A 10,647-nucleotide genomic window follows, 5' to 3' on the forward strand; every position below is an offset into this window, starting at 1 on the left:
CAGCGCGTCGTGCGTGGCGGCCTTGTCGGCGTCGAGCAGGTCGTCGCCAAGAAGGATGCCAAGGCTGTCCTGCGCTCCGAAACCGGCGCCACGGCGGTCGACATGGAGAGCCACATCGGGCCCGAATACGCGGCGGCGGCGAACTGGCCGTTTGCGGCGCTGCGGGTGATTTTCCGATCCGGCCAATCGCAGCCTGCCGCAGATGGTGGGGACGGCGGTCAAGCCCAACGGCGATGTCGACCTGAAGAAGGTGCTCGGCGGTCTCGCCCGTCACCCGACGTCGATCCGCTCGCTGGTCTCGACCGGCATCGACTTCAACAAGGCGCTTCGCAGCCTGCGCGGTTGCCGCAGCTTCGTGCTCGACGCGGTGCTGGGCAGCGAAGGTCTCATCGCGGAAGCCTGAGGGCTGCGCATCTCCGGTCGTCGCCCGGTTTGCCGGGCGACCGGCTGTTCGAGATCATCAATATTCGTCGACAGGCTGTCGAGCAGCTGCTGCCGGGCAGGCTGCTGCCGCGCGGCAGACGTGTTGCACGTCAAGCCGACGCGAAGTTGGTCGAACGCGAGAGCGCATCCCAGGCGTCGAGTTCGATCTTCATTGTCTTGAGCTTCTGTTCGACCAGCCCCAGCGCGTCATCGCCCAGGAATAGCCGCGCTGGCGGATTCTCAGCCTCCAGAAGTGCGAGCAGAGCCTGCGCGGCCTTTGCCGGGTCGCCGGGCTGGTTGCCGCTCTTGGCCTGACGGGCGGCGCGGATCGGATCCATAACCGTGTCATAGTCGGCGATCGCACGCGGCGTGCGGTCCATCGATCGTCCGGCCCAATCGGTGCGGAATTGACCTGGCGCGAGCGCCGTCACCCGGATCCCGAAAGCCGCCAATTCCTTGCCGAGCGCTTCCGAAATCCCTTCCAGAGCGAACTTGCTGCCGCAGTAGAAGGTGATGCCAGGCATGGTGATGAAGCCGCCCATGGAGGTGACGTTGACGATATGGCCGCGGCGCCGTTCGCGCATCCCGGGCAGCACCGCCTTGATCATCGCGACCGGACCAAAGACATTGGCCGCGAATTGACGCTGGAGTGCATCCATGGAGGATTCTTCCAGAACGCCCTCGTGACCGTATCCAGCATTGTTCACCAGCACGTCGACGACGCCGGCTTGCCGCTCGGCATCCGCCACCGCCGCCGGGATGGCGTCGAAATCGGTCACGTCGAGCACCAGGGGGTGCGCGTGGCCAGGGGCAAGTGCGGCAAAGGCTTCTGCGTCGTCGGTCCGCCGCACCGTGCCAATCACCTGATGGCCGGCGTGCAGTGCGCCTTCGGCGAACGCACGGCCCAGGCCGGAGCTGACGCCTGTGATGAGGAAGGTCTTGGAAGACATGATCGCCATGGAAAACCTCGCGTTCGATTTATTTATATCATGATATAGATATCGACATGGCAAACAGCAAGCTCAAACCCGCTCCCGCCGGCGTCAGGGGCGAACCGCTTCGTCAACGCGTCATCGACGCTGCCGAGCGACTGCTTCGCGACGGCAAAGCCGATTTTTCGATGCGCGACCTCGCGACGGAGGCCGGCGTCAGCTTTGCGACCCCGTTCAACCAGTTCGGGAGCAAGGCGGCGATCATGCAGACACTCTCCGCGCGCCGGATCGACATGATGGAAAGCCGCTTTGTCGCGGCTCCGCCCCTGACGGACGCTACCGAACGCGTCATGCTGGCGATCGATACGGCTGCTGCCGTGATGCTGGAGGAGCCGGAGGTCAACCGCGCGGTCATGGGCTGGCTTGGCGCCGCCACGTCTTCACCCGGACAGGTGTGGGCGCACTCGACGGCACTCTGGACGCTGGCGCTCGGCGCGGGCGAGGGGCTGCTCGCGGCGCGGCGGGATCAGGCGCTCCAGTGCTTGCCGGGACAACTCGCCTTCGCCTTCCGCGGCGTGTTGTCGTTCTGGACTGCGGGCGAACTACCCGACGAGGCGCTCGCACCGAAGGCGCGCGAACTCGCCAGCACCTTGCTGCTCGGCTTCACCGAAGGCAAAGTTATCAGGTGATCTGGGCTCGGAGCGGCAGATAGCGCTGCGGCCGCACACGTCCCGCACATAAAAAAGCGCGGCCACCGGGCCGCGCTTTTCCTATTCGCGATAACCGGGCGCTCAGGCCGCGGTCGAGGCCTTCTGACGCTTCTCGGCCTCGGCGGCTTCGTCGCGGCGGATTTCCGAGAGCTTCTTCTGGACCTGCTCGGAGAAGATGTACTGGGCGGGCCGCTGCTTCGACAGGTCGATCTCCGGGGCCATCGGGCCGGAGGTCCGGATGCCGCGTAGCGCGACCCACGCCGCCTTCAGCGGATTGGTCAGTGAGGCGTTCGCTGCGGTCGGCTCGTAGCCGCAATGCGCCATGCAGTCGGCGCACTTCTCGTACTTGCCGGTGCCGTAGGAGTCCCAATCGGTGGTCTCCATCAGCTCCTTGAAGGTCTTGGTGTAGCCTTCGCCGAGCAGGTAGCACGGCTTCTGCCAGCCGAAGATATTGCGGGCCGGCATGCCCCACGGGGTGCACTCGAATTCCTGGTTGCCGGCGAGGAAGTCGAGGAACAGCCCGGAGTGCATGAAGTTCCACTTCTTGCCCTTGCCGAGCGCGAAGACGTCGCGGAACAGCTTCTTGGTCTTGGTGCGGTTGAGGAAGTGCTCCTGGTCGGGCGCGCGCTCATAGGCGTAGCCCGGCGACATCGAGACGCCGACGCCGAGCTCCGTCGTGAAATCGAGGAACTTGGCGATCTCCTCGGCCGGATGGCCGTCGAAGATCGTGGCGTTGACGTTGACCGTGAAGCCCTTGTCCTTGGCGGCCTTGATCGCCTTCACGGCGCGGTCGAACGTGCCGGGCTGCGACACGGCCTTGTCGTGGTGATCCTTCAGGCCGTCGAGATGCACCGAGAAGAACAGATAGGGCGACGGCTCGAACAGATGCAGCTTCTTCTCGAGCAGCAGCGCGTTGGTGCACAGCGACACGAACTTCTTGCGCGCGACGAGGCCGCGCACGATCTCGCCGATCTCGCGATGGATCAGCGGCTCGCCGCCCGGGATCGCGACCATCGGAGCGCCGCATTCCTCGGCGGCGTCCCAGCATTCCTGCGCGCTCATGCGGCGATCGAGGATCGCATCCGGATAGTCGATCTTGCCGCAGCCGACGCAGGCGAGATTGCAGCGGAACAGCGGCTCCAGCATCAGCACGAGAGGATAGCGCTTGCGGCCGAGCAGCTTCTGCTTGAGCAGATAGCTGCCGATCACGATCTCCTTGTGGAAGGGTATTGCCATTACGTGTACTTCTCTTTCGACCCGAGCGTGTAGCTCGAAGTTTTAGCGGGATGTCGCCTCAGACCGTCGCGAGTTCCTGGGGCAGTACGAATTCGATGTTTTCCTCGCGGCCCGGCAGCACCGAGACCTTGACCGGAACGATGCGCCGCAGCGCCTCGATGACGTCGTCGACCAGCACTTCCGGCGCCGAGGCGCCGGCGGTGATGCCGACCGCCTTCTTGCCGTCCAGCCACTCCGGATTGAGCTCGCTGCCGTCGGCGATCAGATAGCTCGGAATGCCGGCTTCGGTGCCGATCTCGCGCAGCCGGTTTGAGTTCGAGCTGTTGTTGGCGCCGACCACCAGGATCAGGTCGACCAGCTTGCTCATCTCCCGCACCGCCGATTGGCGGTTCTGGGTGGCATAGCAGATGTCACGGGTGTCGGGTCCCTGGATGTCGGAGAACTTCTCCGACAGCGCCGCGATGATGTCCTTGGTGTCGTCGACGCTGAGTGTCGTCTGGGTGATGTAGGCGACCGGCGTGTCGGCGGCGAGCGTCAACGCCGCGACGTCGTCGAGGTTCTGCACCAGCAGCACCGGGCCGGGGACCTGGCCCATCGTGCCTTCGACCTCGGGATGGCCGGCATGGCCGATCAGGATCAGCACGCGGCCCTTGGAGGTGTAACGCTTGCCCTGGTTGTGCACCTTGGTGACCAGCGGGCAGGTGGCATTGAGCACCGGCAGGCCGCGCTGCGCCGCTTCTTCCTCGATGCTGCGGGCGACGCCGTGGGCGCTGAACACCGTCACGGCCTTCGGCGGCACCTCGGACAGCTCTTCGACGAAGATCGCGCCCTTGGCTTTCAGGCTCTCGACCACGTATTTGTTATGCACGATTTCGTGCCGGACATAGACCGGCGGGCCGTACTTCTCGAGCGCGCGCTCGACGATTTCGATGGCACGGACGACGCCGGCACAGAAACCACGGGGCTGGGCGAGAAATACGTCGAGAGGGCGAACGTCAGACAAGGGGCACCACACTCATGGTTGATCCGGCTCCTGGCTTGTTGTGCATTCCCGTACCATGAACTCGTTGGTATTGGGACACCCGAGACCGCAGAGCACGCGGGGTTCCCATCCGCGTTACGCAAAACGACGCACTTCAGTGGTCGCTCTGCAGAACGCCCTTGGCAATCCCGCTACTTGAGATTACTTCCGGCCACGACCTGAGTCGGGCTTGTTTCGGCCAACTTTTCAAGTCCTTGGTCGCGAACATTTGGCGGGAAGTTCGATCCACTCCCTCACCCGGCAACTACCGCCATTTTAGGCGAGCCCACAGTAATAGAAAGTGCAAATGTGCTGAAAAGTGCCATCGTTTCAATTGTGAAAGCCAGCACGCGCTTTGCCTCTCTGACTGTGCTGTTGGGCGTCCTCCTGGCGGTTGCTAGTGGCTTCTATACTTACAAACACTTCGGTATCAACACCGATATCAATCATTTGATTTCGGCTGATCTGGACTGGCGCAAGCGTGATATCGCTTTCGACAAGGCTTTCGATCAGGAAAGGTTGATCCTGGCGGTCGTGGAAGCTCCGACGCCGGAATTCGCGGACGCCGCGGCGACCGCGCTCACAGAGAAATTATCCAGCAATCACAATAACTTCAATTCCGTCAAACGACTCGGCGGTGGGCCGTTCTTCGACCGCAACGGGCTGTTGTTCCTGCCCAAGGACGAAGTCGCGAAGGTCACCGGTCAGTTCGGCTCGGCGGCGCCGCTGATCGAAATCCTGGCCGGCGATCCGTCGATCCGCGGCCTGACGGCGGCCCTGGAAACCGGCCTGACCGGCGTCAAACGTGGGGAACTCAACCTCGACAGCACGGCGCGGCCGTTCACGATGGTCGCCCAGACCGTCGAGGACGTGCTGAACAAGGGTAATGCAACCTTCTCCTGGCGCGGCCTGGTCAGCCCGGAACCGCTGACCGAGGGCGACAAGCGTGCCTTCATCGAAATCAAGCCGATTCTCGACTTCAAGGAGCTCGAGCCCGGCAAAGCGGCGACCGACGCCATTCGCGCCGCCGCTGCGGACCTGCATTTGGCCCAGGACTACGGCGCCCGGGTGCGGCTGACCGGCCCGGTGCCGATCGCCAACGAGGAGTTCGCCACCGTGAAGGACGGCGCCGTCGTCAACGGCATCGGCACGGTCGTGGTGGTGCTGTTCATTCTTTGGCTGGCTCTGCACTCGTCGAAGATCATCTTTGCCGTGGCGGCGAACCTGTTCGTCGGCCTGGCGATCACCACTGCCGTCGGCCTGATGCTGGTGGACTCGCTCAATCTGCTGTCGATCGCCTTTGCGGTGCTGTTCGTCGGGCTCGGGGTCGACTTCGGCATCCAGTTCAGTGTCCGTTACAGATCGGAGCGCCACAAGACCGGCGATCTGCAGCAAGCGCTGATTCAAGCCGCCGAATATTCGGCCGTGCCGCTGTCGCTGGCGGCAATGTCGACCACGGCGGGCTTCCTGTCGTTCCTGCCGACCTCGTATCGCGGCATTTCCGAGCTCGGCGAGATTGCCGGCGTCGGCATGGCGATCGCGTTCTTCTCCAGCATCACCGTGCTGCCGGCGCTGCTCAAGCTGCTCAATCCGGCGGGTGAAAAGGAGCCGCTGGGCTACGCCTTCCTGGCGCCGCTCGACAAGTTCCTCGAGGACTACCGCGTGCCGATCATCTTCGGCACCATCGGCATCGCGCTCGCCGGGTTGCCGCTGCTCTACTACATGCATTTCGACTTCAACCCGATCAACCTGCGGAGCCCCAAGGTCGAGTCGATCGCCACCTTCCTCGATCTGCGCCGCGATCCCAACACCGGCGCCAACGCCGTCAACGTGATGGCGCCGAACGAACAGGCGGCGCGTGCGATCGAAGCCAAGCTGGCCGCGTTGCCCGAAGTGTCGCGGACGCTCTCGCTCGACACTTTCGTGCCACCTGACCAGCCGGAGAAGCTCAAGCTGATCCAGGCCGGCGCAGAGGCGTTGCGCCCGGCGCTCAGCCCCGAGCAGGTCGATGCGCCGCCGACCGATCAGGAGAATATCGATTCGCTGAAAAGCTCGGCCGCGGCGCTGACCCGCACCGCCGGCGACGCCAAAGGCCCTGGGGCCGATGCGTCCCGCCGGCTCGCCGCCGCGCTGACGAAGCTTGCCGAAGCGACGCCAGCGATACGCGACAAGGCGCAGGACGTGTTCGTCCGCCCGCTCAAGATCGCGCTGAACCAGCTCCGCGCCACGCTCGATGCGCAGCAGGTGACGCTCGCCAATCTGCCCGAGGACATCGTGTCGTCGTGGAAGACCAAGGACGGCCAGATCCGTGTCGAGGCGCTGCCCAAGGGCGATCCCAACGACAACGACACGCTGCGCAAGTTTGCCGCCGCGGTGCTGAAGGCCGAGCCGCACGCCGTCGGCGGGCCGGTGTCCATCCTGCGGTCCGGCGACACCATCGTCGGCTCGTTCATCCAGGCCGGGCTGTGGGCGCTGCTGTCGATCTCCATCCTGCTGTGGATCACGCTGCGGCGCATCACCGACGTGCTGCTGACGCTGGTACCACTTCTGGTGGCCGGTGCGGTGACGCTGGAAATCTGCGTGCTGATCGACCTGCCGCTGAACTTCGCCAACATCGTCGCGCTGCCGCTGCTGCTGGGCATCGGCGTTGCCTTCAAAATCTATTACGTCACCGCCTGGCGTGCCGGCCGCACCAACCTGCTGCAGTCGGCCCTGACGCGGGCCATCTTCTTCAGCGCCCTGACCACCGCCACCGCCTTCGGCAGCCTCTGGCTGTCCAGCCACCCCGGCACCGCCAGCATGGGCAAGCTGCTGGCGCTGTCGCTGGTCACCACCCTGGCGGCGGTGCTGCTGTTCCAGCCGGCGCTGATGGGCAAGCCGCGCCACATCGACGAGAGCGGCGATACCGATCTGTGAGTCGGCGGCGTTCCCGCCGCCGATTTTGCGCCACCGTTGTTGGGTGAAGGTTTCCGTTCAGCGTCATGAAACGGGAAATTTTGCTGCGCGTTGGCCACATGGCCGAACTGTCGTGATTTCCGGCAAAGCAGGGCTGGCGCTGGATAGGGAGATAGGACTATACCGCTTTTGGGTGAGGGTTCGCGGAGTTGCCCGTGCTGCGGCGCGGCGGTCGGCGTGGGGACTGGCGGTGCTACTGGTCGAAGCACCGCAGGCTGTTTTGAGTTGACGACCGCCCCGACAAACCGACGTATGTAGCGATGCTGGATCCGACCGTAGATGCCTCCGAGTTGTTCGCGAGCCGCGAGGCTCAGCGCAGCTCGATGCATTCCCGCCACCTCAACGAGCAGCTGGTGCGGGTTCTCAAGACGATCGGCTACGACGTTGGCTTCCAGCGTGGCAGCGGTCAGTACCTGTACGATCGCACCGGCGCACGATATCTCGATCTGCTGAGCGGTTTCGGCGTCTTCGCGATCGGCCGCAATCATCCTGTGCTGCGTAGCGCGCTCAAGAGCGTGCTCGACGCCGAAATGCCCAATCTGGTGCAGCTCGACGTCTCGACGTTGGCCGGCGTGCTGGCCGAGCGGTTGCTCGAACAAGTGCCGTATCTCGACAAGGTGTTCTTCGCCAATTCGGGCGCCGAGAGCGTCGAGGCGGCGATCAAGTTCGCCCGCGGCGCCACCGGTCGCAACGGCATCGTCAATTGCGACCACAGCTATCACGGCCTGACCTACGGCGCGCTGTCGCTGACCGACGATCAGAATTTCCAGGGCGGCTTCGGCCCGCTGCTGCCGGGCGTCACCACCATCCCGTTCAACGATCTCGACGCGCTCGAGCGCGTCCTGTCCAAGCGCGAAACCGCGGCCTTCATCGTCGAGCCGATCCAGGGTAAGGGCGTCAACATGCCCACCGACGAGTTCCTGCCCGGCGCCGCCGCTTTGTGCCGCCGCTACGGCACGCTGTTCGTCGCCGACGAGATCCAGACCGGCATGGGCCGCACCGGCCGCTTCCTCGCCGTCGAACATTGGGGCGTCGAGCCCGACATGGTGCTGCTGTCGAAGGCGCTCAGCGGCGGCCACGTTCCGGTCGGCGCTGTGCTGACGCGCAAGTACATCTTCGACAAGATCTTCAACCGCATGGACCGCGCCGTGGTGCACGGCTCGACCTTCGCCAAGAACGATCTGGCGATGGCCGCCGGCATTGCCACGCTGGAAGTGCTCAAGGCCGAGAAGCTGGTGGAGGCCGCCGCCAAGCGCGGCGCCGAACTGCGGCTGGCGCTCACCCGCATGGTGCCGGGCTACGAGTTGCTCAAGGAAGTCCGCGGCAAGGGCCTGATGATCGGCGTCGAGTTCGGCCCGCCGAAATCGCTGCGGCTGAAGGCGTCGTGGTCGATGCTGGAGACCGCCAACAAGGGCCTGTTCGTCCAGCTCATCACTGTGCCGCTGTTCAAGGATCACAAGATCCTGACGCAAGTCGCCGGCCACGGCCTGCACACCATCAAGCTGCTGCCGCCGCTGACCATCACTGAAGAAGACTGCAGCTGGATCGAGCGCTCGTTCGATCAAGTGATCGCCGACAGCCACAAAGTCCCCGGCGCCATCTGGTCGCTCGGCAAGACCCTGATGGACAACGCGGTGAGGAAGTCAGCGTAGCATCAGCGGCTCCGTTGACAGGCGCTCGTCGATAGCGCCCACTAATTCTCAGTCCTCCCGTTCGTCATTCCGGGGCGCCGCGTAGCGGCGAACCCGGAATCCATACTCCCCGTGCAAGTGGTGATACACGGCGTCGCTACGATAGGCGGTGCCGCAAGCCGCACTCGATCGACCTCATGCGATCCCCGCACGCGCGGCATTCGCTGGCCTCGAACGCCGAGGGCCCTAAGGGCCAGAGTCAGCAGGATGGCCGGTACGTAGACGACGATTAGTGCCAGCAATAGGCCCTCTAAGTCACCGCTGTCGGGTAGCTGATCATTGATGCTACGAGCCAGCAGCGAGTCTGCCGAGACAAGAAACCTCGCGATCCCGACAGCGCCGATGATCAAGAGTGGAAGCGCTAGTAAGCACGTCAATTCGATGGACGTAACATGAGACAAAGGCGTTGTGCATCGCGAGTTCGACGGCGTAGATGCTGCATAGAGAAGTCCAGCACCCATTGCGGCACTCAGAAGCCCGAACATCAGCCAGGCCGCACGGTGAAATAGATCATCGCGAAACAGCGTGAAAGTCAGACGGCGGATGGCGCGTTTCATGCGGACACCTCGCTTCCTCATACCCCTGTGTCTACATAGGTCGTCCGACTGGGCTCGTTAGTCTTAGGTCGCCCCGCATTGCTCACGCCATGGTGAATATTGCCAGCAAGGCAGACTGCTGCGACTGCTCCCGCTCGGCGGGAGCCCAAAGCCGGATAAGAGTCTGGCCGCTCGTACCTCAAGATATCATTGCTATGATACACAGCGTCTCTCAGGATAATGGAGGCAATCATGCTGGTCTCGAAATGGGGTAACAGTCTCGCCGTCCGGTTGCCGAAGACGCTGGTGGACAAACTCGGCCTTCAGGAGGGCGACGAGTTGAACGTCGTCGACGTCGTCGAGCGGACGCTCGTCGTCGAAAAGGAAGATCGACGCAAGGCTGCGCTCGAGCGATTGGCTGAGCTCAAGTGGACACTTCCCGCCGACTACAAGTTCGATCGCGACGAGGCGAATGAGCGGTGAAGGCGTTCTTCGACACCGATATACTCGTCTACACGACGACAACCGATCCGCGACAGAGAAGGGCTGCCGCCTGTCTCGACTCCGGCAGGGTCGTCAGCGTTCAGGTGCTGAACGAATTCGTCCATGTGGCACGGCGGAAACTTCAGCGCGATTGGCCGTCGATTGAGACAGCTCTCGCGCAATTTCGCGCGGCGGTGGACGAAGTACTTCCTATAACTCTGGATACTCACGTCGCTGCCGTCACGCTCGCACGAGATCATCACATCCAATTTTACGACGCACTCATCGTCGCCGCCGCCCTCGAAGCCGGCTGCGACACGCTTTACAGTGAAGACATGCAGCACGGCCGTCGCATCGGCGCGCTGCGGATCGAAGATCCGTTCATCGATATGCCGCGGTGACCAGCGAGCACGCGGCGCCGAGGTCGGGATGAATGCCGCCGGCGCCGCGACGCGCTTGACGATACGATCTCCCCTCAAAACTTGATCTTCACGTCTGCCACGTAGGTCCGGCCCGGGAAGGGGTGGAACAGCGTGTAGCCGTAGTTGCCGACGTTATCGACGCCGATATTGGCGTAGGCGGTTTCCGAGAGACGGTACGACATGCGCAGGTCGACCACGGTGAAGCTGTCGAAGGCGCCGTAAACGTGGAGACGACGTC

General features: G+C 63.7%; 9 protein-coding genes and 1 pseudogene. 6 read left to right on the plus strand and 4 right to left on the minus strand.

What is annotated here, in order from left to right:
* A pseudogene (locus tag I5M_RS30675) lies at nucleotides 1-403 on the plus strand (phosphorylase); the annotation flags it as partial.
* Between the two features lie 130 nt (nucleotides 404-533).
* On the opposite strand, the gene I5M_RS26455 reads toward I5M_RS30675, so the two are convergent.
* Nucleotides 534-1,373 (minus strand): oxidoreductase, encoded by an 840-nt coding sequence (locus tag I5M_RS26455; RefSeq protein WP_199900072.1) that lies wholly within the window; start codon nucleotides 1,371-1,373, stop codon nucleotides 534-536.
* Nucleotides 1,374-1,429: 56 nt separating this feature from the next.
* Between I5M_RS26455 and I5M_RS26460 the strand changes: the two genes are divergently transcribed.
* On the plus strand, nucleotides 1,430-2,044 hold the full coding sequence (locus I5M_RS26460; protein ID WP_022724149.1) for a TetR/AcrR family transcriptional regulator: 615 nt from the start codon (nucleotides 1,430-1,432) through the stop codon (nucleotides 2,042-2,044).
* A gap of 102 nt (nucleotides 2,045-2,146) precedes the next feature.
* On the opposite strand, the gene hpnH is transcribed toward I5M_RS26460, so the two are convergent.
* Nucleotides 2,147-3,301, minus strand: a complete 1,155-nt coding sequence (hpnH, locus tag I5M_RS26465; protein WP_022724150.1) for an adenosyl-hopene transferase HpnH — start codon at nucleotides 3,299-3,301, stop codon at nucleotides 2,147-2,149.
* 58 nt (nucleotides 3,302-3,359) lie between these two features.
* On the minus strand, nucleotides 3,360-4,304 hold the full coding sequence (gene ispH, locus I5M_RS26470) for a 4-hydroxy-3-methylbut-2-enyl diphosphate reductase (protein ID WP_022724151.1): 945 nt from the start codon (nucleotides 4,302-4,304) through the stop codon (nucleotides 3,360-3,362).
* A 327-nt stretch (nucleotides 4,305-4,631) separates the two neighbouring features.
* On the opposite strand from ispH, the gene I5M_RS26475 reads away from it, so the two are divergent.
* From I5M_RS26475 to I5M_RS26495, 4 genes are all read left to right on the plus strand, one after another.
* Nucleotides 4,632-7,238, plus strand: a complete 2,607-nt coding sequence (locus I5M_RS26475) for an MMPL family transporter (protein ID WP_022724152.1) — start codon at nucleotides 4,632-4,634, stop codon at nucleotides 7,236-7,238.
* 299 nt (nucleotides 7,239-7,537) lie between these two features.
* Entirely contained in the window at nucleotides 7,538-8,929 is a 1,392-nt protein-coding gene (gene hpnO, locus I5M_RS26480; RefSeq protein ID WP_022724153.1) for an aminobacteriohopanetriol synthase HpnO, read from the plus strand.
* Nucleotides 8,930-9,756: 827 nt separating this feature from the next.
* Nucleotides 9,757-9,987 carry an AbrB/MazE/SpoVT family DNA-binding domain-containing protein gene (locus I5M_RS26490; protein WP_031337675.1) on the plus strand — a complete coding sequence of 77 codons (231 nt, stop codon included), beginning with the start codon at nucleotides 9,757-9,759 and terminating at the stop codon, nucleotides 9,985-9,987.
* Nucleotides 9,984-10,388, plus strand: a complete 405-nt coding sequence (locus tag I5M_RS26495; RefSeq protein WP_022724156.1) for a PIN domain-containing protein — start codon at nucleotides 9,984-9,986, stop codon at nucleotides 10,386-10,388. The genes I5M_RS26490 and I5M_RS26495 overlap by 4 nt, the downstream gene beginning before the upstream one ends.
* Nucleotides 10,389-10,462: 74 nt before the next feature.
* On the opposite strand, the gene I5M_RS30680 is transcribed toward I5M_RS26495, so the two are convergent.
* A partial coding sequence (locus tag I5M_RS30680) for a TonB-dependent receptor (RefSeq protein ID WP_040771916.1) occupies nucleotides 10,463-10,647 on the minus strand: 185 nt, incomplete at its 5' end.

The organism is Rhodopseudomonas sp. B29 (assembly GCF_000333455.1).
Classification (GTDB): domain Bacteria; phylum Pseudomonadota; class Alphaproteobacteria; order Rhizobiales; family Xanthobacteraceae; genus Rhodopseudomonas.

Coding starts and splice junctions, on each gene's coding strand:
- hpnH (WP_022724150.1), bottom strand. CDS start 3,301: ATGGCAATACCCTTCCACAAGGAGATCGTGATCGGCAGCTATCTGCTC.
- I5M_RS26460 (WP_022724149.1), top strand. CDS start 1,430: ATGGCAAACAGCAAGCTCAAACCCGCTCCCGCCGGCGTCAGGGGCGAA.
- I5M_RS26490 (WP_031337675.1), top strand. CDS start 9,757: ATGCTGGTCTCGAAATGGGGTAACAGTCTCGCCGTCCGGTTGCCGAAG.
- I5M_RS26455 (WP_199900072.1), bottom strand. CDS start 1,373: ATGTCTTCCAAGACCTTCCTCATCACAGGCGTCAGCTCCGGCCTGGGC.
- hpnO (WP_022724153.1), top strand. CDS start 7,538: ATGCTGGATCCGACCGTAGATGCCTCCGAGTTGTTCGCGAGCCGCGAG.